Source organism: Methylobacterium oryzae (assembly GCF_036441375.1).
Lineage (GTDB): Bacteria > Pseudomonadota > Alphaproteobacteria > Rhizobiales > Beijerinckiaceae > Methylobacterium > Methylobacterium oryzae_A.
In genome coordinates, this window is sequence record NZ_MLCA01000001.1 from 659046 (window position 1) to 685407 (window position 26362).

Annotated in this window: 27 protein-coding genes, 1 tRNA gene and 2 pseudogenes; 16 read left to right on the top strand and 14 right to left on the bottom strand. The window is 72.5% G+C overall.

Annotated features, from left to right (window positions below; genetic code table 11):
• Nucleotide 1: 1 nt before the first annotated feature.
• The 8 genes and pseudogenes from MOTC310_RS03085 (at nucleotide 2) to MOTC310_RS03120 (ending at nucleotide 7380) form a co-directional block, all read left to right on the top strand.
• Nucleotides 2-569 (top strand): annotated as a pseudogene (locus MOTC310_RS03085) (uroporphyrinogen-III synthase).
• 114 nt (nucleotides 570-683) lie between these two features.
• Nucleotides 684-2837, top strand: coding sequence for a translation initiation factor 2 (locus tag MOTC310_RS03090; RefSeq protein WP_331300757.1), 2154 nt, complete (start codon nucleotides 684-686; stop codon nucleotides 2835-2837).
• A gap of 125 nt (nucleotides 2838-2962) precedes the next feature.
• Nucleotides 2963-4288: pseudogene (locus MOTC310_RS03095) on the top strand (heme biosynthesis HemY N-terminal domain-containing protein); the annotation flags it as partial.
• A gap of 306 nt (nucleotides 4289-4594) precedes the next feature.
• Nucleotides 4595-5029: an NUDIX hydrolase gene (locus tag MOTC310_RS03100; RefSeq protein ID WP_331289613.1), complete on the top strand. Its 435-nt coding sequence runs from the start codon at nucleotides 4595-4597 to the stop codon at nucleotides 5027-5029.
• A gap of 102 nt (nucleotides 5030-5131) precedes the next feature.
• Nucleotides 5132-5206 (top strand) — tRNA-Thr (locus MOTC310_RS03105).
• Nucleotides 5207-5329: 123 nt separating this feature from the next.
• Entirely contained in the window at nucleotides 5330-5611 is a 282-nt protein-coding gene (locus MOTC310_RS03110) for a hypothetical protein (protein WP_331289612.1), read from the top strand.
• A 463-nt stretch (nucleotides 5612-6074) separates the two neighbouring features.
• Complete coding sequence (locus tag MOTC310_RS03115) at nucleotides 6075-6932, top strand: manganese catalase family protein (RefSeq protein WP_331289611.1); 858 nt, start codon at nucleotides 6075-6077, stop codon at nucleotides 6930-6932.
• 130 nt (nucleotides 6933-7062) lie between these two features.
• The gene (locus tag MOTC310_RS03120; RefSeq protein ID WP_419539077.1) at nucleotides 7063-7380 is read left to right on the top strand and encodes a metal-sensitive transcriptional regulator; all 318 of its coding nucleotides are present in this window, start codon (nucleotides 7063-7065) and stop codon (nucleotides 7378-7380) included.
• A gap of 39 nt (nucleotides 7381-7419) precedes the next feature.
• On the opposite strand, the gene MOTC310_RS03125 is transcribed toward MOTC310_RS03120, so the two are convergent.
• Entirely contained in the window at nucleotides 7420-7665 is a 246-nt protein-coding gene (locus MOTC310_RS03125; RefSeq protein ID WP_331289610.1) for a hypothetical protein, read from the bottom strand.
• Between the two features lie 299 nt (nucleotides 7666-7964).
• Between MOTC310_RS03125 and MOTC310_RS03130 the strand changes: the two genes are divergently transcribed.
• Together MOTC310_RS03130 and MOTC310_RS03135 are read left to right on the top strand one after the other, a co-directional pair.
• Nucleotides 7965-8714: a sigma-70 family RNA polymerase sigma factor gene (locus tag MOTC310_RS03130; protein ID WP_331300759.1), complete on the top strand. Its 750-nt coding sequence runs from the start codon at nucleotides 7965-7967 to the stop codon at nucleotides 8712-8714.
• 87 nt (nucleotides 8715-8801) lie between these two features.
• Nucleotides 8802-9182: an energy transducer TonB gene (locus MOTC310_RS03135; protein WP_331300760.1), complete on the top strand. Its 381-nt coding sequence runs from the start codon at nucleotides 8802-8804 to the stop codon at nucleotides 9180-9182.
• A 23-nt stretch (nucleotides 9183-9205) separates the two neighbouring features.
• Here the strand turns inward: MOTC310_RS03135 and MOTC310_RS03140 are convergent, their stop codons facing one another.
• Nucleotides 9206-9373, bottom strand: a complete 168-nt coding sequence (locus MOTC310_RS03140; RefSeq protein WP_331300761.1) for a hypothetical protein — start codon at nucleotides 9371-9373, stop codon at nucleotides 9206-9208.
• A 433-nt stretch (nucleotides 9374-9806) separates the two neighbouring features.
• Between MOTC310_RS03140 and MOTC310_RS03145 the strand changes: the two genes are divergently transcribed.
• The gene (locus MOTC310_RS03145) at nucleotides 9807-10028 is read left to right on the top strand and encodes a hypothetical protein (protein ID WP_331289606.1); all 222 of its coding nucleotides are present in this window, start codon (nucleotides 9807-9809) and stop codon (nucleotides 10026-10028) included.
• An 88-nt stretch (nucleotides 10029-10116) separates the two neighbouring features.
• Here MOTC310_RS03145 and MOTC310_RS03150 read toward each other — a convergent pair whose 3' ends face one another.
• Entirely contained in the window at nucleotides 10117-10704 is a 588-nt protein-coding gene (locus MOTC310_RS03150; protein ID WP_331289605.1) for a TadE/TadG family type IV pilus assembly protein, read from the bottom strand.
• The gene (locus tag MOTC310_RS03155) at nucleotides 10698-11309 is read right to left on the bottom strand and encodes a TadE/TadG family type IV pilus assembly protein (protein ID WP_331300762.1); all 612 of its coding nucleotides are present in this window, start codon (nucleotides 11307-11309) and stop codon (nucleotides 10698-10700) included. Before MOTC310_RS03155 ends, MOTC310_RS03150 begins: the two co-directional genes overlap by 7 nt.
• Nucleotides 11310-11738: 429 nt before the next feature.
• Here MOTC310_RS03155 and MOTC310_RS03160 point away from each other — a divergent pair, with 429 nt between their 5' ends.
• The 4 genes from MOTC310_RS03160 (at nucleotide 11739) to MOTC310_RS03175 (ending at nucleotide 16334) form a co-directional block, all read left to right on the top strand.
• Complete coding sequence (locus MOTC310_RS03160) at nucleotides 11739-13136, top strand: TadE/TadG family type IV pilus assembly protein (RefSeq protein WP_331289603.1); 1398 nt, start codon at nucleotides 11739-11741, stop codon at nucleotides 13134-13136.
• A gap of 53 nt (nucleotides 13137-13189) precedes the next feature.
• The gene (locus MOTC310_RS03165; protein ID WP_331289602.1) at nucleotides 13190-14227 is read left to right on the top strand and encodes an HD domain-containing phosphohydrolase; all 1038 of its coding nucleotides are present in this window, start codon (nucleotides 13190-13192) and stop codon (nucleotides 14225-14227) included.
• 59 nt (nucleotides 14228-14286) lie between these two features.
• Complete coding sequence (locus MOTC310_RS03170; RefSeq protein ID WP_331300763.1) at nucleotides 14287-15900, top strand: ATP-binding protein; 1614 nt, start codon at nucleotides 14287-14289, stop codon at nucleotides 15898-15900.
• 110 nt (nucleotides 15901-16010) lie between these two features.
• A complete protein-coding gene (locus tag MOTC310_RS03175; protein ID WP_331300764.1) occupies nucleotides 16011-16334 on the top strand; it encodes an Hpt domain-containing protein in 324 nt (107 codons plus the stop codon).
• Between the two features lie 257 nt (nucleotides 16335-16591).
• On the opposite strand, the gene MOTC310_RS03180 is transcribed toward MOTC310_RS03175, so the two are convergent.
• The 8 genes from MOTC310_RS03180 to MOTC310_RS03215 form a co-directional block, all read right to left on the bottom strand.
• The gene (locus MOTC310_RS03180; RefSeq protein ID WP_331300765.1) at nucleotides 16592-17836 is read right to left on the bottom strand and encodes a KpsE/RkpR family capsule polysaccharide export protein; all 1245 of its coding nucleotides are present in this window, start codon (nucleotides 17834-17836) and stop codon (nucleotides 16592-16594) included.
• A 155-nt stretch (nucleotides 17837-17991) separates the two neighbouring features.
• Nucleotides 17992-18186, bottom strand: coding sequence for a ComEA family DNA-binding protein (locus MOTC310_RS03185; protein ID WP_331289600.1), 195 nt, complete (start codon nucleotides 18184-18186; stop codon nucleotides 17992-17994).
• A 71-nt stretch (nucleotides 18187-18257) separates the two neighbouring features.
• Complete coding sequence (locus MOTC310_RS03190; protein ID WP_331301455.1) at nucleotides 18258-18716, bottom strand: response regulator; 459 nt, start codon at nucleotides 18714-18716, stop codon at nucleotides 18258-18260.
• A complete protein-coding gene (locus tag MOTC310_RS03195; RefSeq protein WP_331301456.1) occupies nucleotides 18713-19831 on the bottom strand; it encodes a sensor histidine kinase in 1119 nt (372 codons plus the stop codon). The genes MOTC310_RS03190 and MOTC310_RS03195 overlap by 4 nt, the downstream gene beginning before the upstream one ends.
• Nucleotides 19832-20018: 187 nt before the next feature.
• Complete coding sequence (locus tag MOTC310_RS03200) at nucleotides 20019-20786, bottom strand: FkbM family methyltransferase (RefSeq protein ID WP_331300766.1); 768 nt, start codon at nucleotides 20784-20786, stop codon at nucleotides 20019-20021.
• A 137-nt stretch (nucleotides 20787-20923) separates the two neighbouring features.
• Nucleotides 20924-21421 carry a peptide deformylase gene (locus MOTC310_RS03205; RefSeq protein ID WP_331300767.1) on the bottom strand — a complete coding sequence of 166 codons (498 nt, stop codon included), beginning with the start codon at nucleotides 21419-21421 and terminating at the stop codon, nucleotides 20924-20926.
• A gap of 86 nt (nucleotides 21422-21507) precedes the next feature.
• Nucleotides 21508-22500, bottom strand: coding sequence for a sigma-70 family RNA polymerase sigma factor (locus MOTC310_RS03210; protein ID WP_331300768.1), 993 nt, complete (start codon nucleotides 22498-22500; stop codon nucleotides 21508-21510).
• Nucleotides 22497-23246 (bottom strand): SDR family oxidoreductase, encoded by a 750-nt coding sequence (locus MOTC310_RS03215; protein WP_331300769.1) that lies wholly within the window; start codon nucleotides 23244-23246, stop codon nucleotides 22497-22499. The genes MOTC310_RS03210 and MOTC310_RS03215 overlap by 4 nt, the downstream gene beginning before the upstream one ends.
• Nucleotides 23247-23483: 237 nt before the next feature.
• On the opposite strand from MOTC310_RS03215, the gene MOTC310_RS03220 reads away from it, so the two are divergent.
• Nucleotides 23484-24365, top strand: a complete 882-nt coding sequence (locus MOTC310_RS03220) for an ATP-binding cassette domain-containing protein (RefSeq protein ID WP_331300770.1) — start codon at nucleotides 23484-23486, stop codon at nucleotides 24363-24365.
• 121 nt (nucleotides 24366-24486) lie between these two features.
• Here MOTC310_RS03220 and MOTC310_RS03225 read toward each other — a convergent pair whose 3' ends face one another.
• Together MOTC310_RS03225 and MOTC310_RS03230 are read right to left on the bottom strand one after the other, a co-directional pair.
• Entirely contained in the window at nucleotides 24487-24891 is a 405-nt protein-coding gene (locus MOTC310_RS03225; protein ID WP_331300771.1) for a hypothetical protein, read from the bottom strand.
• Between the two features lie 97 nt (nucleotides 24892-24988).
• Nucleotides 24989-26290, bottom strand: coding sequence for a glycosyltransferase (locus MOTC310_RS03230; RefSeq protein WP_331300772.1), 1302 nt, complete (start codon nucleotides 26288-26290; stop codon nucleotides 24989-24991).
• Between the last annotated feature and the right edge of the window lie 72 nt (nucleotides 26291-26362).

Here is a 26362-nt window from a genome sequence, read left to right on the forward strand (position 1 = left end):
CTTGCGCATCTGGGTGGCGCGGCCCGAGCCGGGGGCGACGCGGACCGGGGCAGCCCTGGCCGAACTCGGCCACGCGCCGCTGGTGGAGCCCGTGCTGGCGGTGCGGCCGACCGCGGCGGCGCCGCCCGCGGGACCCTTCNCGGGAGGGCCCCGGCGATGCCGCGGGCCTCGCCGCCCTGGTGGCGGCGACGCTGACACCCGGCACGGCGCTCCTCCACGCGGCCGGGGCCGAGCGCAAGCCGGAGCCGGCGGCGACGCTGTCGGCGGCCGGATTCCGGGTCACGGCCTTCGTGGCCTACCGGGCCGAGGCGCTGCGGCACTTGCCGCCCGCGGTCGGCCGCGAACTCGCCGGGAACCGCCTCGAGGCCGCCCTTCACTATTCCCGGCGCAGCGCCGCCGTCGCCCTTGCCCTCGCGGATGGTTCGGAGCACGGCGGAGCTTTCCGCCGGCTGAGGCATTACTGCCTATCGCCGGATGTCGCGGCACCCCTGGAAGCCGCCGGTGTTCCGGTCCATTTCGTCGCGGCACGCCCGCGCGAAGCGGATCTGCTCGACGCCCTGGCGCCGTGACCGGGCTAACCGTGCGGTGACAGGGAGGCCGGGCCGCCGTATCTCGCCCTCGCGCCCGGCGCCGCCGCGGTGCTAGGGGGGCGCGGCGACGCCGAAGAGTTGGAGGACTTGCCCGTGACGCCACCACCCAGCGACGCCGACAAGCCCGGTCCCGGCGGCCGGAAGCCGGACGCCGCGCCCGGCAAGCCCGGGCAGCCCAACCCGTCCGGGGGCGCGTCCCGGCCGGCCGCGACGTCGGCCTCCACCGCCTCGACGTCCGCGACGTCGGCTTCCACGTCGGCCTCCACCTCCTCCACCGCCGGCGGCGGCGCGAAAGGGCCGCAGGGATCGGCGCCCGGAACTCCTCCCAAGCCGGCAACCGACCCGGTCGTGACCGCCAAGCCCGGCACGATCGATCCGAAGGCCGACAGCCTGAAGCCGTCGACCGGCCCGGCCGCGCAGACGGCGGGCGCCAAGATCGATCCCGTCAAGCCCGATCCCCTGAAGGCGGGCGCCGCCGCGTCCTCGGCCTCCGACGCCCGGGCCGGATCGTCCGCGTCGACGGCCTCCACCACCGCGTCCGGCGCGTCCGGGGCCGCGATCGATCCGAAGGCCGCGCAGCCCGGAACCGGCCCGCAGGGCGGTCCCCGTCCGGGCGGACCCGCTTCCGGTGCCGCGGGCCCGGCGGCGGCCAGCGCGGTGACGGCCGGTCCGATCATCGACCTGAAGGCCAAGCGGATCCCGGATCCGCCGGCCGCCGGCAGGGAATCGGCCAAGGACGCGGCCAAGGACGCGTCCAAAGATTCTTCCAAAGATGCCTCCAGGGACGGCAAGGAGTCGCCGAAGGGCCCGATCCCCGCGGCGGCCGCCGTCGACCCCGCCCGAAGCGCCGCCGCACCCTCCGGCCGGGCCCGGGCCAGGTTCGGCTCGCTCGCGGCCGCGGGGCTGCTCGGCGGCGTGATCGGTGCCGGCCTGCTGTTCGGTGCCGAGAAGGCGGGGATCGGTCCCGACCCGCGCCTGAACGCCCTGGACCAGAGGCTCTCCAGCCAGCTCGCGTCCCTCGACAAGCGTCTCGACGGCTTGGCGCCGCGCGACGCGGTGACGGCCCTCGACAAGCGCGTCGCCGCCGCGGAAGCGAGCGCCAAGCAGGCTCTGGAGAAGACCGGGGCGGCGCCCGCGGCCGCGCCCGACGGGCAATCCGCCGGTCAGGCCGCGACGGTGCCGCCGGATCTCGTCGCCCGGCTCGACAGCCTCGACCAGCGCGTCGCGGCGCTCCAGGAGGAGCCCGGACAGGAGCCCGGCCGTGACCAGTCGGCCGATTCGAAGCTCGGCGTGGTCCAGGACAACGGCAAGCAGATCTCCGATCTCGAGACCCGTCTGAAGGCGCTGGAGGATGGCGGCGCCAACAAGGGCGCGGCCGAGGAGGCCGCCCGGAAGGTCGCGGCGCTGCAGAGCGAGGTGGAGCAGAAGACCAAGGCGAATGCCGAGGCCGACGCGGCCCTGGGGCAGCGCCTCGACTCGCTGCAGCAGGCCGTCGACGCGCGGGTGAAGGCCGCCACGGAGGCGGTCCAGGCGGCGACCCAGGCGAGCCGCACCGCCGCCGAGGCCGGACAGGCCCAGGCCGCGGAAGCCGCGAAGGCGGTGGATCGGCGGTTGCAGGAGCAGGCCGACCAGATCGCGGCCCTGGACAAGAGCGTGGCGCAGCGCGCCGAGGCCAGCACCGTCCAGGCGGCGCTCCGGGTCGTCGTCGCCGACCGGGTGGCGGCCGCCCTGGAATCGGGCACCGCCTACGCCGAGCCGCTCGCGACCCTGCGCAAGCTCGATCCGGGAACCGAGGCGCAGGCCAAGGCCCTCGCGCCCTTCGCGGACGGCGGCGCGCCCTCGGCGGGCGATCTCGCCGACACGTTCCGGCCGATCGCCGAGCGGATCGCGGCCAAGCGGCAGGCGCAGCGGGCCAGGAGCGCGGCCGAGACCGGCGATTTCCGCACCAAGCTCCTCAGCATGGCCGACGGTCTCGTGCAGATCCGCAAGGCCGACGCGCCCGCCCCCGAGGCCGCGGACGATCCGGAGAGCAAGGTCCAGGCGGCCCTCGACCGCGGCGACCTGTCGGCGGCCTCGGCGGCCTTCGCGGCGCTCCCGGCCGAGGCGCGGGACCAGGCCGGGGATTTCGGCGCCAAGCTCAAGGCCCGGGCCGAGGCCGAGCAGGCCGTGCGCGCCCTGCTCGACGGCGCCTTCAAGGCCCTCCCGGTCGGCGCCGCCCAACCGCCCCAGGCCGCTCCCGGGCGCTAGGCCGGTGAGGGCCCCGATCCGCGCGCTGCGCGGCCGCACCATCTCCGAGCGGGCGCGCAGGCGCCCCGCTCCTCCCGCACCCCGCGACGGCCACCAGCCGGCCGCCGACAGGAGATACTGACCCCATGTGGCGCGCCCTCGCCTTCCTGGCCCTGCTCGCACTCGCCGCCTTCGGGGCGGTCTGGATCGCCGACAGGCCCGGCACCGTCACCGTCGTCTGGAACGGCTACCAGATCGGCACCAGCCTCGCGGTCGCCCTCGTCGGCGTGATCGCGGCGGCGATCGTCCTGGGCCTGCTCTGGGCGGTCGTGCGCGGCGTCATCGGCCTCCCCGAGGCCTTGGTCCGCGGCTCGGCCGAACGGCGCCGGGCCAAGGGCCTCTCGGCCCTCTCCCGCGGCATGGTGGCGGTGGGCTCGGGCGATCCCCTGGCGGCCCGCCGCTTCGCGGGCGACGCCGAGCGGCTCCTCGGCACCGAGCCGCTGACCCTGCTGCTCAAGGCGCAGGCGGCGCAGATCTCCGGCGACCGGGACGCCGCCGAGAGCGCGTTCCAGCGCATGGTCGACGATCCCGAGACCCGGGTCCTGGGCCTGCGCGGCCTGTTCGTGGAGGCCCGCCGCCGCGAGGACGAGACGGCCGCCCGCGCCTACGCCACCGAGGCCGCCCGCCTCGCCCCGAGCGTCACCTGGGCCAACGAGGCCCTGCTGGAGGCGCAGAGCGCCGACGGCGACTGGGCGGCCGCCCTGGAGACGATCGAGCGCCGCTCGTCCCTCGGACTGATCGACAAGGCCACGGCCCGGCGCCAGCGCGCGGTGCTCCTCACCGCGATCGCCGGCGAGCGCGAGGCCGGCGAGCCGGAACTCGCCGCGGAGCGGATCCTGCAGGCGGTCAAGCTCGCCCCCGACCTCGTGCCGGCGGCCTGCATCGCCGGGCGCCTCCTCGCCCGCCGCGGCGACGTCAAGAAGGCCGCCCGGATCGTCGAGGCGGCCTGGAAGGCCAATCCCCATCCCGACCTCGCCAAGGTCTATCTCGGCCTGCGCCCCGGCGATTCGGTCCGCGACCGTCTGGCCCGCGCCGAGGTCCTGGCGAAGCTGTCCGTCTGGGATCCGGAATCCCGGCTCGCCCTGGGTCAGGCCGCCCTCGACGCCCGGGACTACAAGCGCGCCCGGGAGGCCGTGAAGCCCCTGCTCGCCGACCGGCCGACCGCCCGCGCCTGCCTGATGATGGCGGCCATCGAGGAGGCCGAGCACGGGGCAACTTCCGGCCAGGCCCGCGAGTGGCTGGCCCGGGCGGCCCGCGCGCCGCGCGACCGCGTGTGGATCGCGGACGGCATCGCTTCCGACACCTGGGCGCCGGTCTCACCGGTGACCGGGCGCCTCGACGCCTTCGCGTGGCGCGAGCCGCCGAACACGCTCGCCGCCGCGCCCGCGGAGGAGCCGGACGCGGACGCCGCCGGCCTGGCGCTCGTNCATGGCGGCCGCGGCCCTGCCGCCGTCGGGTGCGGGTGAGCGCGCGGCCCGCCGGACCGGCTGACCGGCCGCACCGGGTGCCGGCCATCCGGAGGAGGCCTGACGGGAGCGCCGCGCGGCCACGGACACGTCGCGGCGCTCAACTATTTCAAGTTGAATGAGCCGGCTCGCCCTATAGCTTGTCGGGCGAGTCGCCGACGAGGATCCGATCATCTCCCAGCCCGCTCCGAGCCTGCGCGCGCCGTCGATCCCGTCGGATCGGGGCCGCGTCCCGCCCCGCGCGGTGCGGCCGTGACCCTCCTCGACGAGGACGGCGAGCCGCGCCGGCAGGTCGGGGCCTTGCCGTTCCGGCACGGTCGGGACGGGAAGACCAAGATCCTGCTGGTGACGTCGCGGGAGAGCCGCCGCTGGGTCATTCCGAAGGGGTGGCCGATGAAGGGCCGCAAGCCGTTCGAGGCGGCCGCGCGGGAGGCCTACGAGGAGGCCGGCCTGCGCGGTGCGGTCGGCAAGCGCCCGATCGGCCTGTACCTCTACCAGAAGCGTCTCAGGAACCTCGACACCGTCCTGTGCCAGGTGAAGGTGTTTCCGCTGGAGGTGCGCAAGCAGCTCAAGCACTTTCCCGAGGCGCGCCAGCGGGAACTCCGCTGGTTCACCCCGTCGGAGGCCGCCGAGGCCGTGTCCGAGCCCGGCCTCGCCGCCCTGATCCGGGCCGCATCGCGCACCTAAAATGCGCGAACGCGCAACACGGCGTTGCCAACGCGGCGGCGATCCGTTATGGCCCCACTCGGCCGGACGGACACGCCCCCCGCGGGGGCGCCCCGGCCACCTGCTGCGGTAGCTCAGTGGTAGAGCACTTCATTGGTAATGAAGAGGTCGAGAGTTCAATCCTCTCTCGCAGCACCAGAAACCTTCCCGATCTCGCAATCTCTCCGGACGATGCTAAGGGTTCCCTAGCGGGATCTGTCGCGGACTGAGGATCGCGGCGGCCGCCCGGCCGGCACCATCCGCTGAAGGGGACGCGCGGACGTGAACTCGACAGCCCTGTTCACCATGCTGGGCCTCGTCGTCGGCTGGGCGGTCCTGGCCGGCGCGGCCCTGATCACCGGGCGGATCGCCACCCTCGCGTTCCTGATCCTGACGCTGATCGCGCTCTACCTCTACGTGCCGTGGGTGCGCCTGCGGGCGAGCGGGATCGACGGGTCCAGCCGGCCGGTCCGGTTCTGGACCAACGTCGCCATGCTGGCCGTCAGCCTCGCCGCCTGCCTCGCCTTCGCGATGATGCTGGCCCGGCGGACCGGGCTGCTGTAGCCGCGTCCGAGGCCACCGTTCCCGACTCGCGCAGGCTGAGAGCCGATCCCGCGCCGCCACGCCCGCGCGGCGGAGGGGGCCAAGCCACGACGCCGCACGCCGCGGAGCGGCCGCGTCCCGGAATCTCGCTCCGGGGGGACCGCCTCGGCCGGAGAGCGCCGCCTCGGGATCCGCGTCTCGCAGTGCCGCCCGATGAGGGACGCGATCCGCTTAACATACGTTATGTAATCGCATCGGCCTGCGCCCCGGCTTGGCTGGAACGTTTGCACTAATAGCCTGATGCGGCAGGATAAAATAAGTTAGCCCAAATATTGATCGTTATAAAAATCGATTAAGATCGAACCGTCGTCCCGAAGCGGGGTTGGACAGGGTGCGAGGCTCGATGCTCCCACGGAGTACCGGGCCGACGGCCGATCGTGCGGTGGGCTTGAGCACGCCGTGCCTCTCGCGAGGGACAGACATCATGTACTATCACGACAAGCGGCTTCAGTACCCGGTCAAGGTCGACAGCCCCGACCCGGTCTACGCCCGCATGCTCCAGCAGGCGATCGGCGGGATCGAGGGCGAGATCCGGGTCGCCTTCCAGTACTTCTTCCAGGCCTGGGGGAACCGCGCCCCGACCACGAAGTACCGCGACATGCTGCTCAATACGGCTACCGAGGAGATCGGCCATATCGAGATGCTCGCGACCGCGGTGGCGATGAACCTCGAGAACGCTCCCACCAAGGTCCAGGAGGCCGGAGCCGCCGATGCCATCGTCGGCGCCGTGATGGGCGGCGAGAACCCGCGTCACATGGCCGAGGGCATGCTGCACCGGCACCTGCTCTCCACCGGCATGGCGGCCTTCCCGGCGAATTGCGACGGCGTGCCGTTCGACATGAGCCACATCTACGCCAGCGGCAACATCGCGGCCGACATGTACTGCAACGTCGCCGCGGAGAGCACGGGGCGTGTCCTGGCGACGCGCCTGTACAACGCCACCAACGATGCCGGCATGCGCGACATGTGGAGCTTCCTCATCGCCCGCGACACGATGCACCAGCAGCAGTGGCTGGCGGTGATCGAGGAGCTCGGCGGCCACAAGGGCACGCTCCCGATCCCGAACTCCTTCCCGCAGGAGCAGGAGAACCAGAAGTTCAACTACAACTTCTTCTCGACGTCGGCGGACGGTTCGCCGCCGCCGGCCGGACGCTGGACGCAGGGTCCCTCAATCGACGGCAAGGGCGAGTTCAGCGTCGTCCAGAACCAGCCGATGGGCGAGGAGCCGGTGCTCGGCCCGGCGCGGCCCGACAGCGGCGCCGAGACCCAGCAGATCGGCTGATCCGCCGGACGTCCCGGCCGGCACGTCTTCCGGCCGGCACGTCTTCCAGCCGGGATGGCCTTACCCGAGGGGTCGTCGCCCGCGCCGACAGGGGTGCGGGCGCCGACCGGAACAGGTGGATCGCAGATCGGTGACACGCGGCACTCTCGTCGATGGTCGTGTCTGCCTCGCCCGGACCGACGCGGAGCGCACGCCGCTGGTCCGGCGGCTGGGGCGGATCGAGGGGCAGGTCCGGGGCCTGCGGGCGATGGTCGAGGCCGACCGGCACTGCCTCGACGAGATCCAGCAGATCCGGGCCGCCACCGCCGCGCTGCGCGAGGTCGGGCTCCTGATCATCGACCAGCACGTGACCGAGGGGCTCCGCCTCGCGGCGCGCGATCCGGACCGGGAGGCGGTCATGGCCGACCTTCTCCGGGTGCTCCGGGCGGCCATGGCGGAGGCCGGGTAAGGGGGCGGGCCGCCGGGCCGCGCCCCCCGGCTCCCGCCCTCAGTGCTTGGTCAGCGTCTCGACGACGGTGCCCGGCCCGATGCGCGCCGAGAAGCGGGCCAGCCGGCTGCGGCTCGGCTCCTCGAGGCCGCCGGCATGCGCGAAGGTCGTCAGGGCGATGCCGACGAGGAACCGGGCCTCCTCCAGCGTCACGGCGCGGCCGCTCAGGGTGCTGGCCGCGCCGCGCAGGGCGCGGACGGCCTCCTGGAAGGCGGGGTCGTCCTCGAGATCCGAGAGCCGGGTCATGGGCGCGATCCCGCGGTCCCGCGCGCGCCGCGACCACCGCGTTGGCGGCCGGCATTCGCAGGGGCGAGATCTCCGCGTGCGCTGCCGCAGATACGGGCGCGCGGCGAACAGTTTTCCGGGGCGTGCGGCCTCATCGAAGTCCCTCTTTCCATCGACCTATTCGTCTCGATTGTGCCGGATGCCAGCATAGATCAGTCCGAAGATGCGCCTATCCGCTGATCTATGTTGCGGCGGATACAGCGTAATCGGCGATTAATGGCGGCACTCGCTTCTTCGTCATCTCCAGGTGATCGGCTATCATGCTCGAACTCTCGCTCGACGCTGATACAATCGACGCGCAGGCGCCCCGGCTCCCCGACAGCGTGCAGTATCATCTCGGCCACCTTCTCGCGGCGACCTACGCGCAGAACAACGTCGAGCCGAGCATCGCGGATCGCTTCGCCGAACTGCTGAGGTTGCTCGACGGCGCCTTCGGCCGGGTGCAGGACGGCCGCGAGAAGGCGTTCCAGGCCTCGCTCCTGGGCATGGTGCCGAATCTGCAGCGCTTCGCGCGCTCGCTCCTGCGCAGCCATGTCGGGGCCGACGACCTCTTGCAGAACACGCTTCTGCGGGCCTGGCGCTCGCGCGCCAGCTTCGCGCCGGGCACGAACCTGGAAGCGTGGCTGTTCACGATCATGCGCAACCAGTTCTACAACGAGCACCGCAAGCGCGGGCGCGAGGTGCAGGACGAGGACGGGGCGCAGGCGGAGCGGATGGTCTCGCTGCCCGAGCAGGGCGGCCATCTCGACCTGAGCGACGTCCAGGCCGCCCTCGACCGCTTGGCGCCGCCGATGCGGCAGGCGCTGGTCCTCGTGGCGATCGAGAACCTCACCTACGAGGAGACCGCCGCCGTCATGCAGTGCCGGATCGGCACGGTGAAGAGCCGGGTCTGGCGGGCCCGGACGCAACTCGCGGAGATGCTGGGCTATACCGGCATCGAGGTCGGCAGCGACGACGTGATGCTGGCCGCCGCCGGGCCGAAGGGCCGGAAATCCACCGCCGCCTCGTGACGGCGGCCCGCGACCGGGGTCGCAGGAGCGGCGCTTCTGCGCGTAGGGTCGATCCCCGATCCCGGGCTCGAGGAGCCGCCGTTTCCCATGTCGCCGCGCGTCGTGATCTCCGCTGCCGTCGTGTTCGGTCTGAGTCTGGCGCCCGGGGCGGCCGGGGCGGGGGCCGCACCTGGGCCCGCCGCGCGGGCCTGGCTCTCGGATCTCGTCACGCGGATCGATGCCGCCGACCGTGCCGAGAGGCGACCGGGTCCCGGCCGGGGCCGTGGAACCGTGGTCGTCCATGTGCAGATCGCCGCGGACGGGGCGGTGCAGGCCGCGGAGGTCGAGGAGAGCTCGGGCTCGCCGAAGCTCGATCAGCGCGCGCTCCGCGCCGTGCAGGGGATCAGCCCGGCGCCCGTGCCGCCCGCCGCACTCCTGGGCGGGACCGGAACCGTCGATCTGAGCATCCCGGTCGAGCTCGGCCGCTGAGCCTGCGGCCGCCGGCCGGTCGGTCAGCGGCGCGGATCGATATCGGCGCTGAGATGGGCCCCGACGAGATAGCCGGCCTGGTGGGCGGTGAGGTAGGCGAAGAGGAGCAGGACCTTCACGGCGTCGAGCTCCGCCCACACGAAGACCCAGAGGGCCAGCCACGCGAGGGTGACGAGCATCGAGCTGGCCATCAAAACCGATGCCCGATACCGCCAGCCCTCCCATATGCCCACCGCGAAAAGCAGGGCCGCAACCAGCAAAGGGCCGTCTCCTTCCGCGCGAGAAAGATAAACTTTTACGCGCTAAACCTCTGGCAGTTCACGGATTTTTGACTGCGTACCCGACTCTCGGGGGGGAGATTTAATTTTGCATTAACTCGGCCGTCCCGGCCGAACGGCCTGTCAGCGGCCGGTATCGGGCACCCCTACCGTCCCGGGCCGGCCGGGCAGTGCCGCGCGCGGGCAGGAAGCGCGCCACTCGGACGCCGCGACCGACCGACGGTCACGAGGTCATTGACGGCATCGATAATGTAAATCGATCGCATCTGTTTGGATCATGTTGCTCTGCAACGTAGATACCCCCTCGAAGCCGGGCACGGCCCGGACAACGAGAGGACTTCAGATCATGACCGTTCGCACCATCGTTCTCGCCGCCCTCGCCGCCGTTCCGACGATCGGCACCGCCAGGGCCGACGAGACCATCTCCCTGACCCCGCCGCTCTACCGCGAGCAGGCTCGTCCCACTGCCGCCATGCGGCCGGCCTCCGAGCTGACCACGACCCCGCGCCTCGTCCCGGCGAGCCCGGCCTCGCGGCGGGTCGTCGCCACCGCGGTTTCGGCCCGCTGAGGCGGGCCGTGGCCGCGATCCGGCGCCACCGGGCGACCCGGTGGCGCCGGCCGCCACGCCGGTCCGACACGAGACCTCCGCCCGCCGGTCAGGCCGGGCAGGGCTTGCCCCCGGGCAGAACCACCTCGTTCTGTCCGTTGTAGATCTCGCCGCCGCGCACCGGCCAGATCTTCTTGTACCGGAAGGTCCACCCGGTCAGCTTCGAGAGGACCGGGAAGATCGGGTGATAGATCATCGTGACTTCCGACACGACGAAGCGGTCGCCGTTTCGGGTCATCCCGGGGGGCGGTTCGCCGAGCGAGGAGCCCGCCGTGCGGGCCCGGCCGTTGGATTCGGCACTGGAGCAGACCTTGGTCGTCGCCGCGGTGCCGTCGCTGTAGGTCCCCGCCGCCGTCAGCACGATGCTCGCACGGCTCACGTCGTAGGGGTTGGAGATCGCGCTCGTCGCGGCGAAGACCGGCTTGAGGTCGGCGTAGCTGCCGCGGGAGATCAGGTCCGCCATCGTGGAAGCCGCGTTGTCGAGCCGCTTCCCGATCATGTAGGCGCGGGGCAGCTCGATCGATCCCATCAGGATCAGCAGCAGGATCGGTGCGATCACGCTGAACTCGATCGCGCTGACGCCGTCCCGGTCGCCGATCAGGCGGATCAGGCGGGCGCGCAGGCGGCCGCTCAGCACGGCTTGGGCTCGTAATCCTCGGCCCGGAAGATCTCGGTCGTGACCAGCAGCTGCGTCTTGTCGGACATGATCCGGCCGGTGAAATCCAGCATCTGGAACAGGCGCATCACGGGCACGGCGACCCGGACCGTGACGGTGTCGCCGCCCTGCGGGCACTCGAATCGCTGGCCGAAGCCCGGCGTCCAGGTCTTCGTGGCCTTGTCGAACGGTTCCGCCGGCTGCGACGCCGAGAAGGACGGCGTCCGCGAGACGTCGAGGCGCAGGTCGGCGCAGGGGAACAGGGCCGACGGGCCGGTGCAGACGATCTTGCGGAGGCGCTGGCTCGGGTCGCTGCCGTCGGAGCCGTCCTGAAAGGTGCCCGTGCGCAGCTGCCGGACGCTCCGGTCGACCGCGATGTCCAGGGTCTGCTGCTCGATGGCGATGACGCCGGATTCCGCCACGACGCCCAGAAGGGCCAGGAATGGCGCCGCCAGGAGCGCGAACTCCACCGCGGAAGCGCCGGTCCGATGGCCGGCGAAGCGCCGGACGCACCCGACGGCACCGGTGCGGCCCTCGATCCGGCCCGGACGGCGGACAGTCGCGACGCGCCGCAAGATGCCCATCATGATAAACGAACTCTGCAGGTCCTGTGCCTGCCGCCGCCCGGCCACGGGAGCGCGGACGAAAATAACCCTATGATGAGGCCGTTTAGAAACGGTTCAAATCCGAGTAGAAATTGCGTCTTCAGCAAGCTTTTGTTGCCGCGGCGCCCGATGAGCGCGCTAATTCGCTCTCAGGTTGTGTGCTGTTGTGCGCATGCGCGCCCCGGCCCGCGGTGCGGCCAGTCGTCCGTACGGTGGCGGACCCACATGGGCAGGATGTCGAAGTTGTTCACAGCTAAACGAGGCTTGTTCGAGCCACGACAGCTTCGCGGGGCCGCGGGGCGACGGATTTTTAGGGGCTGAGCCCTACGCCCTCTGGTCGGCGGCCGGTGCCGCCGCAGCGGCCGATCCGGTCCCGGCCTGGGAGAACCGCCCATTTTCCCCTTCTGGAGTTTGCTCCGCCTCGGTTCGCGGGCCCTGACGGACCGGTCCGGCTCGGTCGCCCTCACCTTCGCCCTGAGCGCCGTGGTGCTGCTCGGCCTGACCGGCGGCGGCATCGACTACGCCCGGCTCGCCGCGCGGCGCAGCCAGCTCCAGAACGCGGCCGATGCCGGCGTTCTCGCGGCGGGCAACTACCTCAAGCTCGCCGTCTCCACCTCGGCGGCGGCCAAGAGCATCGTGGTCGACACGGTCAACGCCCAGGCGGCGCCGCGCCCCGAGAGCCCCTACGCCCTCCGGGTCGACGTGGCGGACGACAAGACCAGCGTCGCCGCGACGGTCGACGAGACCGTCAGGCTCGCCTTCGGCGGCTTCGTCGGCGTGCCGGTCGTCAAGGTCTCGGTCCGCTCGACGGTCCGCGTCGTCGGCAAGATGCGCCTGTGCCTGCTGACGCTGGATCCGCTCGCCGCCGGCACGTTCGAGCTGGAGAAGAGCGCCGAGGTCACCGCCCAGGATTGCTCACTCTACAGCAACTCGATGAGCCCCCGCGGCATGGTCGGCAAGGACAGCGCCTATGCCCGGGCGCAGACGATCTGCAGCGCGGGCGGCTTCGACGGCGCCCGCGCGAACTTCGCGCCGCCGCCCCAGACGGGCTGTCCGCCGATTCAGGATCCCCTGAGGGACAGAGCGGCACCGCCGATCGGTGATTGCACGTCGATCCCGCCCTCGGCCAACAGCAAGCGCGCGACCGGCGGCAACCTCGTCGACCAGAGTGCCACCCTCGATCCGGGCACCTATTGCGGCGGCCTGCACATCACCAAGAACGCCTCGGTGACGCTGCGCGCCGGCACCTACGTGATGAAGGACGGCCCGCTCATCGTCGACCAGACGGCCGCCATGGCCGGGACCGACGTCGCCTTCTACTTCACCGGCAACAAGGGCGGTCTCCTCTTCGACAAGAAGACCACGGTCAGCCTGTCGGCGCCGACCACCGGCCCCATGGCCGGCCTGCTGATGATGGAGGAGCGGACGGTCAGCGATCCCGTCGATCCCGTCGCGCTCCTCGCCGGCGTGGTGGACCAGGCCGTCACGCCGCTGCTGCCGTCGCCACCGACACCGCCGCCGCCGCCGACCCCGCCGCCGCTGGCCGCGACCAAACCCATGCGGACCTATCGCATCATCAGCGACGACGCGCGGACCATGCTGGGGACGCTCTACCTGCCGGCCGGTCGCGTGGTGATCGACGCCGACAAGCCCGTCGCCGACCAGTCGGCCTACACGGTGATCGTGGCCCAGCAGGTCAACCTGTACCAGGGCCCGAACCTCTATCTGAACGCGAACTACGACGCGACGAGCGTGCCGGTGCCCAAGGGGGTCGGGCCCCTCTCGGGCAAGCTGCTGCTGTCGCAATAGGGAGGACGCGATGCGGATCCTGCGTCCACGGCCCGTCGCCTGGGAGTGACACGGTGCTCGCCCTGATCCTCGACGATTCCGAGATGAACAACCTGCTGATCATGCAGGCGCTCAAGCCGGTGGCCGATTGCGAGCCCGTCGCCTTCACCTGTCCCGTGACGGCGCTCGACTTCCTGCGGGCGCATGTCGACCGGATCGGGGTGGTCGTCACCGACTACGACATGCCCGGCCTGAACGGCCTCGAGGTCATCGCGGCGGCGCGGGCGATCCCGGGCTTCGCGCACGTGCCGATCGTGATGGTGACGAGCCTCGACCAGCGCAGCCTGCGCCACGAGGCCCTGCGCGCCGGCGCGACCGACTTCCTCGGCAAGCCCTGCGACCCCGTCGAGATCCAGGCGCGCATCACCAACCTGATGAAGATCAGCGCGGCCCACCGGCAGGAGCAGGACCGGGCCGCGTGGCTCGCCCGCGAGGTCGCCGCGGCGGTCGCCGTCATCGAGGCGCGAGAGCGCGAGATCATCGCCCTCCTGATGCGCGCCGCCGAGCACCGCGACACCGATACCGGCGACCACATCGCGCGGGTCGCGGGCTATGTCGGCGTCATCGCCCGGAACCTCGGCTACGATCCGGCGGAGATCCGGATCCTGAAGCTCGCCTCCACGATGCACGACGTCGGCAAGATCGGCGTTCCCGACGCGATCCTGCTCAAGCCGGGGCCGCTCTCGGCCGAGGAGCGCGCCGAGATGGAGAAGCACGCCGAGCGCGGCCGGCGGATCCTGGAGGGCAGCACCTCCGACGTCGTGCGGCTGGCCGCCGAGATCGCCGAGAGCCACCACGAGCGCTGGGACGGCACCGGCTACCCGAAGGGCCTGCGCGGCGAGGCGATCCCGCTCTCGGGCCGCATCGTGGCCGTGGCGGACGTGTTCGACGCCCTGGTGACCGAGCGGCCCTACAAGGCGGCCTGGCCGCTCGAGCGGGCGCGGGCCTTCGTGGCGGACCAGGCCGGCCGCCACTTCGACCCGCGCTGCGTCGCGGCCTTCCTGGCGGGCTGGGACGCGGTGACCCGGACCTGCCTCCGCGCCGCCGCCTGATCCCGTCCACCACCCCCCTCCCCGACCGGGCCCGTCCGGGCCGCCTGAAGGAGCGCAGCGTGCATCTCGCGTGGCTGAGGCCGAGACGCTCCCTGGCCGGCCGGCTGGCGCTGGCGGTGACCGGCGCCGTCACGGCGGCGCTCGTCCTGGCGGCGGCGCTGTCGGTCTGGCGCGAGGTCGCCCGCTACGCCGCCGACAAGCAGGCGGCGCTGGAGGCGGTCGCGCAGGTCTTCGCGCATGGCGGCGCCCGGGCCACCGCGGCGGGTGACGCCGACGGGGCGGCCGCGTCGCTGCGGGCGATCGGCCAGGTGCCGTCCATCGTCTACGGGGCGATCGAGCGGCCGGACGGGTCCGTCCTCGCCGAGCAGGGGATCGGCCTGCGCCTGACCCGGGACGCCGCCCTGGACGGCGCGGACCTGTCGCTCCTGCACCTGCTCGCCGCCCGGAGCCTCCAGGCGACCGCGCCGATCGTCGAGAACGGGCGCCCCGTCGGGCGGGTCGTGCTGATCGGCGAGACCGACGACATCCTCGGCCATCTCTGGGCCGCCGCGGAGAACGCCGCGCTGGCGGCGCTGCTGGCCGTCGCGATCGGGGTCGGCGTGTCGCTCTACCTGCAGCGCAGCGTCACGCGCCCGCTCGCCGCCCTCGCCCGCACCATGGAGGCGGTCCGCCTGCGCCACGACTACGCGCAGCGCGCGCCCGTGGCGGGCGACGACGAGGTCGGCGCGCTGGCGCGGACCTTCAACGACCTGCTGTCGGCGGTGAACGAGCGCGATCACCGCCTCGCCGCCCACAGCGCCCATCTCGAGGCGGAGGTCAGCGCCCGGACGGCCGACCTGAGCGAGGCCAAGCAGGCTGCCGACGCCGCCAACGCCGCCAAGTCGGCCTTCCTGGCCACGATGAGCCACGAGATCCGGACCCCGATGAACGGCGTCCTGGTCATGGCCGAGCTGCTGGCCGGGTCCGACCTGCCGGCGCGCCAGCGCCGCTACGCCGAGGTCATCGCCCGGTCCGGCCGGTCGCTCCTGGCGATCATCAACGACATCCTCGACTTCGCCAAGGTCGAGGCCGGCAAGCTCGAGCTCGAGCGCGTGCCCGTGAGCCCCGCCGAGCTCGCCGACACCGCGGTGACGCTCTTCGCCGAGCGGGCCCGGGCGGCCGGGCTCGACCTCGCGGCCGAGGTCGGGCCGGAGGTGCCGCGCGCGATCCTGGGCGACCCGGTCCGCCTCGGGCAGGTGGTGAGCAACTTCGTGTCGAACGCGCTGAAATTCACCGAGGCCGGCCACGTCTCGGTCCGGATGGCGGTCGATGCCGGCGACGGGTGCCTCGTCATCGCCGTCTCCGACACCGGGATCGGCATCCCGCAGGACAAGCTGGCGACGATCTTCTCGGCCTTCTCGCAGGCCGACCAGTCGACGACCCGCCGCTTCGGCGGCACCGGCCTCGGGCTCTCGATCGCCCGGCAGATCGTCGCCGCGATGGAGGGCACCGTGGCCGTGACGAGCCGCGTCGGCGCGGGCTCGACCTTCACGGCGCGCATCCCCGTGACCGTCGCCGAGCCGGCCCGCCCGGTCCGGCGCCGCGACGCGGTGCCGGCCGCGATCGTGCTGGACACGGCCGGTCCCGCCACCCGCGCCGCCCTCCGGCACCCGCCGCGGCGCAGTCGGGCCTGACGGGACCGGAGGGGCCGGCCGCCGCACCGCCGGCGGCGACGGCCGCCGACGACCTGCTCGACGGCGAGATCCTGGATGGCGAGATCCTGGATGGCGAGGTTCTGGACGGTTTGCTCGGCCTCGGGGACGGCGCCTTCCTCGACCGCGTCCTCGACCTGTACCGGGCGCAGGGTCCGGTGGCGCTCGCCACTCTCAGAGCGGCCCTCGCCGCCTCCGATCAGCCGGCCATCGCCAGGGCGGCCCACAGCCTCGGGTCGATGAGCGCGAATGTCGGCGCCCGCGCCCTCGTGGCGCGGCTGCGCGTCATCGAGGCGGCCGCCCGGGACGCGGCCTGCACCGAGCGGGCGGACGCGTGCGACGCCCTGGACAGCCTGCTCGCCGCGACGATCCGCGGTCTCGAGGGACGGACCCGGTCCCGCGCGGCGGCCGCGTAGGAGCGCCCTGCCCCGCGGGCGATCGACGCGTTCAGGAAAAATAGTCCTCGGGAAGACCGCGCGATTTCGCAGAGCTGCCCTGCGGTCCGATATCTGGCATGCCAGCGGGATGCGCCGTACGGTACCGCTTCCTCCCAAGCACTCCCTCAGCCCGCCCGGTTCGCCGCGGCGGGCCTTTTCTTAGGCCGCGCCCGCCGGCCCCGCGCGGGCCGCCGCGGAGGGCCCCGAGAGCGGGCGGGGGCCAATCCGCTTGACCGTCAATGCGTCAGCATCCGCCGGGTGAACATCGCGGCCGCGAACAGCACGGCGGCGGCGGCGGTGATGATGCTCGTCATCAGGATGCGACGCGGCTCGGTCGAGGACCCGGCCTTGATGGGTTCGACGATCGGCACCAGGGCCACGACCTGCTGCTGGGCGACGATGCGGGCCCGGTCATAGGCGAGCTGCACGTCGCGGTGATACTTCTCGGCGTTCTCGCGCTCGTGCTCGAGATCCTCGAACCGCGTGAGCGCGTCCGAGAGGCGCCGCTTCTCGGTCGGCGCCGTGCCGGCCAGCTGCTGCTGGACCCGCGCGATGTTCGCGTCGAGATCCCCGATCTGCTGCTTGAGGTCGACGATGCTGCGGGATTGCGGGCCGAGATCCCGCTGGAGCACCGACAACTGCACGGCGAGCTTGGTGCGCGTCTCCCGCAACTCCGACACCGACTTGATGGTGGCGGTGTTCGACTTGATGACGTCGAGCACGCCCTCGCGGTTGCGCAGCTCGTTCAGGGCGGCGTTGGCCTTGGCCTCGCGCTCCTCGGCGAGCTTCAGGACGCGCGTGCTCACGTCGAGGGCGTCCTTGCGGGACGGCATGCTGAGGTCGTTCAGCATCCGCTCGGTCTCCACCATGACCGCCTTGGTGATGGCGAGCGACTCGTCGGGATCGAAGGCCTCGACCGTCAGCGACATGATGCCGGACGCGGACTCGACGTCGACGTCGACCCGGCGCCTCCAGTACCGCAGGAACCTCTCGACCGGCTTCTCCGGGTTGAAGCGGGAGAACGTGTCGATGCTGTCCCGACCGAACCATTCGCGGATCGGGAGATCCGCCGAGACCGCTTCGACCATCGGCCGGCTGTGGATGTACTCCTGCGCGATGAGCGTTTCCTGGGCAACGGTCGCCTTGATCACGCCGGCATTCGTGCCGACCGTGTCGGGCGTCGCCTTGTCGGCCGTCCCGATGGTCGGCCGGATCGCGAACTGCGCCTCGGTCACGTAGCGGTCGGAGGCGATCAGACCGTAGTAGATCCCGGCACCCAGGGTCGGCAGGACGAAGCAGACGACGAACAGGAGCGGCAGCCAGGGATCACTTTTGACGTGGCTCTGGTAGGAGCGCACGCCCTTCTTGGTGTCGGGGAGGCCCGGCAGGCGCGCGAACTGCCGCAGCGACTGTGCGAGCACCTTGTTCCGGTCGATGCCTTTCAGAGGCCTGCCCTGGGCTTTCTCGACCTGCATGTTCATCGTGGCTTCTCGAAGCTCGGGCTGGCGCGGGCGTCATCGGCCCGCGCGGCATTCATGCCGCGCGCGCAGCCCATCGCACGGGCAGGCGGCGAAAGCATGTCAGCGGCGATCCCCCGGCTTCGGCCGCGTCGGGCGGCCTGACGCGGACCCGCGGGCTACTGGCCCTGCGCGACCGTGACCTGATCGGCGATGCCGTCGGTCTTGCCGCTGAGGCCCGGCACCTCGTCGAGCTGCCGCAGGCTGGTGAACCGGCCGCGCTCCTCCCGGTAGCGGACGATCTCGAAGCCGTGGCCCTTGAGGGCCGGCACGCTGTCCAGCTCCTCGGCCGTCGCCGTGTTGAGATCGATCATGGTGGTCCCTCTCCGCGCTGGTCGGCGCCGTGCTGGTTCGCTCCGGGCCGACCCCGCGTCACCCCGGCCGCTCAGCGAGTGGGGTCTGCGCGGAACTGCCCGTGGGCGGGCTCGGACGCCTGACAGCGGCAGGATGGCGGCAGGCCGGTCAGGCCCGCGCGGCACGGGTCCTCGCCGCTCAGCAGGCGGCGTAGCAGATGCTCGAGCGGCGCTGCCTGATAGGGTTTCTGGAGCACCGGAACGGCCTGATAGGCGGTGTCCAGGCCGCGCTGCCCGTACCCGGTGGCGAACAGGAACGGCGTGCCGCGCGCCAGCAGCAGGTCTGCGACCGGGTAGCTGCGCGCGTCGCCGAGATTGACGTCCAGCACCGCCAGATCGAACGCCTCGCTCCGGGCATGGGCCAGGGCCCTGTCGAGGCGCATCGCCACCACGACCTCGCAGCCCAGGTCGAGCAGCATGTCCTCGGCCAGCATGGCGACGAGGCTCTCGTCCTCGACCAGCAGCACCCGGCGTCCGGCGAGCGGCGTCATGGCGTGCACGGCCCCTCGACCGTCTCCTGGCCGATCCAGCCGAGTCGGGTCAGCGGGATTCGCATCTGGCAGGCCACGCCCGCGGGCGCGTAGGTGATCGCCGCGCTGCCGTCGAACTCCAGCGGCAATTGCCGCTCGATGAGTCGTGAGCCGAACCCCTTGCGGGTCGGGGGCGCGACCGGCGGGCCGCCCCGCTCTTCCCAGAGAAGGTCGAGCTGCTGACGGCCGTCATCCCGGTCGTGCAGGGACCACGTCACCGCGACCTGGCCCTCGGGCGTCGACAGGGCGCCGTACTTCGCGGCATTGGTCATCAACTCGTGCAGAGCCATTGCCAGCGTCACTGCCACCTTAGGGTGCAATCGCGCGTCCGGTCCTTGTAGCCGGAAGCGGGCGGCGTCGACCTCTGCCAAAAGGTGGGGGGCGAGCGCGCGCTCGACCACGCTGCGCAGGCTGGCGCTCTCCCAATTGTCTTCGACCAGAACGTTGTGGGCGTTGGACAGGGCGGCCATCCGGGCGTCGAAGACGGCGCGCGCCGCCTGGTCCGTCTGCCCGCGGAAAGTCTGCGCGGCGATCGACTGCACCGTGGCGAGTGTGTTCTTCACTCGGTGGTTGAGCTCGTTGATCAGCAGGCGCTGGCGCTCGGCCGCCGCCTTCTCCTCGCTGATGTCGCGGACCTCGATGATCGTGCCGATGATGTTGGTCGCGTCGTCCCGGATCGGGCTGGCGGTGAACGCCACGGGGAAGAAGTGCCCGTCCCGGTGCACGAACACCTCCTCGCCCCGCTCCTGGTTGTTCTCCGGGAAGGCGCGGTCGATCGCGCACTCCTCCAGCGGGAACGGCCTTCCGTCCGGGTAGGTGTGGTGGACGATGTCGTGCAGCGGGCAGTCGCGGGCGAGAACCTCCCGCAGCGTCCAGCCGGTCAGCAGCTCGGCGGCGCGGTTCATGTAGATGCAGTGCTGGCGGTCATCCATCAGGAAGATCGACACGGAGGCGTTGTCGAGGACCGCGTTGAGGCGACGCTCGCTCTCGAAGAGCTGGCCCGAGCCGCGACGCAGGCTCACCAGCGGCGCGCTGGCGGCGGACGAGGATTGCAGCGGCTGCCGCGAGTTCGGCACGGTCACGACCCTTCACGCGGGTTGGTCTGAGATACCCTGCGCGCGGTCCGGGGGGACCTTCGGGACTGGGCACGATGGACGGACGGCCGCGCCGGGCGGCGCAGAGGTGGGAGCGTGCAACGCACCATGCGCGGCCGTTGTTCCGCCGCGCGGCCGGGCCCGCCGCGCCGTCCCGCCCGGGTCCGGATCACGCGGGTCCGGGCGCCGGGCGGCGCGCGAAGGTGGCGGCCCAGTCCGGTCGGCGCTCCTGCGGCACGAGGAAGAAATCCCACGTCACGTAGTCGCTGACCGCGCGCCACGTGGTCTCGTCGTCGATGAGGTTTCCGGTGATGTCCGCACAGACGTAGCCGTGGCTCTCGGCGAATCGGTACAGGGAGTCCTGCACGTGCCCGTAGGCGGAGTAGCCGGCCCAGCCATACTCCACGCTGATGATCGGGCGGCATCTCCGGAGGAGCTCCGTCGCGCCGCTCAGGGCATGCAGCTCCCCGCCCTCGATGTCCATCTTGATGTAGGCCACCGCGGGCACGTGACCGAGCGCGGTATCGAGCCTCTCGGTCCTCACCTTGATTTTCCTGGACGTGATGGCGGGGCTGCTGAAGTAGCGGGCGAGGAGCCCGCTCTCGCCGGGCACGCTCGCGACCGTGAAATCGGCGCGCCCCGTTGTGTCGGAGAGGGCGACGTCGTGCAGCTCCACCTCGGGCCGCCGGCCGAAGCGTCGCGCCAAGTCCTTCATCAGGAACGGGATCGGCTCGAAGGCGTGGACCTTGCCGGTCGGGCCGACGAGGTCGACGAACGCGACGAGGTGCAGCCCCGTATGGGCACCGACATCGACGACGACATCCCCCGGGGCGAGGAAGCGGCTGTAGCCCTGTCGCAGGATGCGCTCGTAGTCCGGGATCTGACCGGCCTCGTGAACCGCCTTGAAGGCGTTGGCGGCGGCCACGGCAGGATGCATGCGCAAGGTCCGTTCTGGGGTGAGGAATGCGGAGGGCCGGCGACGGCGCGCCCATGCTAACCGTCCCGGCGCCGGCTCCGCCAGCGGGACCGCGTCGCGGCCGGGCCGCGGCCCCCGTCATCCGGGCCCGGGCCGGACTAGGCGAGCCTGCCCTTCCCGAACCGTTTCAGCAGCCGATCGCGCTTCAGGCGGGACAGGCGGGCGATCCAGAACACGCCGTCGAGCTGGTCGATCTCGTGCTGGAGGACCGCGGCCGGAAAGCCCTCCGCCTCCTCCTCGCGGGCGGCCCCGTCGAGCTCGCGGTAGGTCAGGCGGATGCGGGCGGGCCGGGTGATCCGCTCGCGCAGACCCGGCATGCTGACGCTGCCCTCGTCGTGGACCGCCGTGTCGGGCGACGCCCAGGAGACGACGGGGTTGACGTAGACGCGCGCGCTCGCGTCCGGCGACATCCGGACCACCATGAGGCGCGCGGGGACGCCGATATGCGGGGCGGTCAGGCCGATCGCGCTCTCGGCCATGAGCGTGTCCCGGACATCGTCGGCCAGGGCCTGCAGGGACGGCCCGAACGCGTCGACCGGCTCGGCCGGACGGTTGAGACGCGGATCGGGAAACAGGACGAGCGGGCGCGCCGGCATGGTTGATCAGTCCGCGTTGGTCGGTCCACCTGCGGCGATGCGAGGTCCCGCCGCGCTTCATGCAAGCCGCGCCGCGGGGCGGATCGTCAAGACGGGCCCGCGCCGGTCCCGTCCCCTGCGGTCCGCCCCGGCCGGGCCGCGACGGCGCGCGCGACGTGGCGGAGCTTGTCGGGGTTGCGCGTGATGTAGTTGGCGCCGATCCGGCCGTTCTCGATCGCGAGGGCGGTCGTCTGCAGGAGGCCGCCGCGCTCGCGGCTGACATAGCCCGGAAGCCCGTCGATCCACGCGAACGCGACCAGCGCCGCCCGGCCGTTACCCCCCTTGCGCCGCACGCCCGCGTAGAGCCGGAGCAGGCGCTCCAGCCCCCGGATCGGGTTGACGAAGGCCGGGACCTTGCCGCCCCCGTCCGAGGACAGCGACGCGCGGTCCGCGAGCAGCGTCCGCAGCCGCGCGACATCGCCGCTCGCGGAGGCCTCGAAGAACGCCCGGGCGACGCGCTCGCCCTCGTCGCGCGTCACGGGATAGCGCGGACGCGCGGACCGGACGTTCCGGCGCGCGCGCACCGCGAGCTGGCGCACGGCCGCCGCCTCCCGCTCGAGCGTTTCCGCGACTTCTCCGAGCGGGAGGCCGAACACGTCGTGGAGCAGGAAGGCCGCGCGTTCCAAGGGGGACAGCCGCTCGAGCGCGAGCATCAGCGTCAGGGTGAGGCCGTCCTCGTCCACGACGTCCGTCCCCGACTCGATCAGCGGCTCCGGCAGCCAGGGCCCGACATAGCTCTCCCGACGCGCGCGCGCCGACTTGATCTGGTCGAGGCAGAGACGCGTCACGATCCGCGCGAGGAACCGATCGGGCGACGCGACATCGGCCCGATCCGCCGCGACCCAGCGCAGCCAGGCGTCCTGCACGATGTCCTCGGCCTCGCTGCGCGAGCCGAGCATGCGGTAGGCGATACGCAGGAGCCGGGGGCGATGGGCCTCGAAGGCGGCGGTCGCCGTGTCCGTCCGCGCCGTGGCTCCGTCCCGGATCGCATCCCCGTGCCGCGGTCGGGCCTGCCCGCGCGGAGGATCGGGCGCCGTCATGCCTGCGCGAGCCAGGTCTCGAAGCGCGTGCCGCCGAGGCGGGCCGCGGCCTCGTCGTCGGGAACCAGGGAGCCCCGCGTCAGCGGGGCACCGAAGTAGCGGGCCGCGGCGTCGGCCGTCACCGTGCGGCCGTCGCCGCAGGCCGCGAGGCGCCGGGCGACGAAGGCCCGGAACGGCAACCGGTCCGGCCCCGCGATGTCGATCGTCCCGTTCGCGGGCGGGCCGACAGACACCGCGGCGAGCGCCGCGGCGACGTCCGCCGCCGCGATGGGCTGGAAATCCGCGTCCGGCACGACGATCCGGTCGCCCACGGCGCAGGCCTCGGCGATCGCGGTGATGAACTCGAAGAACTGCGTCGCCCGGACGACGGTGTAGGGCAGACCCGAAGTCTCGATGAGCCGCTCCTGCGCGACCTTCGCGCGGAAATAGCCGTTGCCGTCCAGGCGATCGGTGCCGACGATCGAGAGGGCGACGTGGTGCTTGACGCCCGCCTGCCGGCCGGCGGCGAGGAGGTTGCGGCTCGCGCGCTCGAAGAAATCGAGCACCGCCGCGTCCTCGAAGGAGGGGGCGTTCGCGACATCGACCACAGCGTCGGCGCCGACGAGAACCTGGGCGAGGCCGTCGCCGGTCACGGCATCGACGCCCGTGCTCGGAGAGGCGGCCACGGCCTCGTGGCCTGCGCTCCCGAGCGCGGCCGTCAGAGGCCGGCCGATCAACCCGCTGCCGCCGATCACCACGATCTTCATGACGTCTGTCTCCCGCGCGGAACCGGCCGAGAGGCACCCTGCCGCTCCGGCCTGCCGGTCGGCGACAGGACGATGCAGGGACCGGGTTTGTGACATCCCGCCGAGAAAAGCGACGGCCGCGGCATTGCGGGAGACCGCGGTCGGCGCTACCGAGGCGCCCCGCCGGAGCCGAGACGCCGATGAGACTGAACCTGACCGCAGCGCCGCCCCGCCTTGCCGCCAGGACCGTCTCTCCGCATGCCAGCACAGCTCTCCCTTCTGAACGTCGCGTGGACCGCGCCTGACGGGCGCCCCGTCCTCTCCGGCATCACCGCCAGCTTCGCGCGGGAGCGGACCGGCATCGTCGGCCGCAACGGCGCCGGCAAGAGCACCCTTCTGAGCCTCCTGGCCGGTCACCTGGCGCCGACGCGCGGCAGCGTTCACCGCGCCGGCACGGTCGCGCTGCTGCGCCAGTTCGCCGGCCCGACCGCCGACGAGACCGTCGGCGACCTGTTCGGCGCGACGGCGGGCCTGGCGCTGCTCCGCCGCGCCGAGACCGGTGCGGCGGAGGTCGACGAACTCGCCGGCGCCGATTGGACGCTCGCGGAGCGCCTGACCGAAGCGCTGGCGCGGATGGGCGTGCCGGTGAGCGCCGACACGCCGCTGCGGCGCCTCTCCGGCGGGCAGCGCGCCCGCGCGGCACTCGCGGCGGCGATCTTTGCCAGGCCGGATTTCCTGCTCCTCGACGAGCCGACCAACGATCTCGATCGCGACGGTCGGCGGGCCGTCCACGAATTGCTGCAGGGCTGGCGCGCGGGCGCTGTCGTGGTCAGCCACGACCGGACCCTGCTCGACGCGATGGACGCCATCGTGGACCTCGCGCCCGCGGAGGCGACCCGCTACCCGGGCAATTTCGACACCTTCCGGGACGCCAAGGCGGCGCGCCTCGCGGCGGCCGAGCACGATCTCGCGGTCGCCGAGCGGCGGGCGGCAGACCTCGCCCGACAGGCGCAGGAGCGGCTCGAGCGCCAGCAGCGTCGCGACGCGGCCGGGCATCGACGCGCCGCGCGGGGCGACCTCCCCCGCATTTTGGCCGGCGCCCGCCGGGACAATGCCGGCCCGAGCAGCTGGCCCTGCTGATCGCCCATCGCGAGGCGGCGGAGTTCTTGGGCGGACATCGCCCGTTCCCCGAGGCCGCCGCCGAGCCTGGGATGGGCGCCTGCCGCGTCCGCGCGGGGCTCCCGGAGCGCCATCGCCGGCATCAGCAGCCCGTGCAGACGCGGTTGATGATGCGCTGTGCCCTGACGTGCTCGCGCTCCACGATCGGGGAGCGGGCGTCCTGATCCGTCCGGAACGGGCGTGCACGGGTGATCGCCGCGAGGCCTGGAACGTCGGGCTGCGCGAAGCGCGGGACCGGCTGCGCCCCTGCCGCGTTCGGACTCGTCAGGACCATCAGCAGCGTCCCGGTCGCGGCGGCGCGTGTGCGGTGGGAAAACATGATCTCGTGCTCCTGTTGGTGGAGCATTCGAAGTAAGTATTCGATCTTTCGCCACGATTTCGGAAGATCTGAAAATAATGACAGCAGAAATGAGGCGCGGTCGACGGACGTGATCAGGATTGTTGCCGGGAATTGCGCGGCGGACGTCCGGACCCGGTGGACGATCACGCGAACGGCACCCGGTCCGCTGGACCGGGTGCCGTGATGGAGGTGGACGAGGCGGCGGTCCTTGCCGGGGCTGTCCCGGGCCGAACCCGCTGGACGGTCAGGCGGCGCTGCGCGCGCGGCCGCCGTGGCTGGACAGGAGCCGCAGGATCTCGGCCTTCGCGTCGTAGGTGGCGAACTCGGCGGCGAGGCGCCGCGCCTGCCGGCGATGGTCGGGCGCGTCGAGCACGGTCCGCACCGCCTGCCGGATCGCCTCCGGTGTCGGGTCGTTCGCCGCGAGGTCGATCCCGGCGCCCGACCAGGCGATGCGTGCGTTCACGTCGGCCTTGTCCTCGGTGAGGCCGGCGGCGACGAGGGGGATCCCGTGGCTCAGGGCCTGGTTCACGCTCCCGTAGCCGCCGTTGGTCACCATGGCGTCGACCCGGGGCAGCAGCCACTCGAAGGGCAGGTAGGGCGAGAGCCGCGCGTTGGCCGGGATCGGGCCCGGGACGGCGTCGAGCCCCCGGCCCCCGCCCGTCACCACGGTCAGGATGTCGGGCTCATCGGCCAGCGCCCGGAGGGTGGGGCCGACGAGCAGGCCGAAATCGTGATTCGCGACCGTGCCCTGCGTGACCAGCACGACCTTGCGGGCGCCGTCGAGGTCGGCTGCCCAGGGCGGGAGCGCCGCCTGCCCCGGGACGATCGGCAGGGCGCCGATGAATCGCACCGTCGGCGGCCGCGGGAACGGGTACTCGAAACTCGGGACGGTGAGCTGCAGGTAGGTGTCGGCGAGCCGCACCACGGCGTCGAACAGCGGCCAGGGCGGGGCGGCCCGGCCGAGCTCTGCCAGCTTGGCGGCGAGGCTCAGCCCGACCGGCCGGTCGACCGCGGCGTCGTACGCCTCGGCGATGCGGCCGTAGGCGGCCTCCTGCTCGGGCGTCTCGGCCGGCGGGAGGCCCAGGAAGGCCGGAGCCCGGTCGGGCCGCGCGCAGTGCAGGATCGAGGTGCCGCACAGGACGATGGCGGGGCGCTCCGCGCGCGGCCCCAGCAGCAGCGGCAGGGCGCCGAAGAACATGTCGTCGCCGATCACCACGGAGGCCGGGAAGGCCCGCAGCGCCGCGCGCAGGCCGCGCGCCTGGTCGGGGATCCGGTCGACGAAAATGCGCTCCATGGCGACGCGCAACCAGTCCGGACCCGGCGCGATCTGGGCCAGCTCGGGCACGACCGCGCGGAGGTCGCGGCCGTCGAAATCCGCCGCGCCCGGCAGGGCCATGAAGCGGGCGCCGGCCGCCGCGACGCGGTCGCGGAAGGCCGAGCCCGAGAGGACCAGGACCTCGTGTCCGTCCGCGGTCAGCATGCGGGCGATGGCGAGGAGGGGATTGAGATGGCCCGTGGCGGGCGTCGAGCAGAGGAGGACCTTCATCGCATGTCCTTTCCGTGAGGGGGCTGAGGGTGCCGGGCGATCGCGGCTTGATCGCTGGGGCGACCGGGAGCG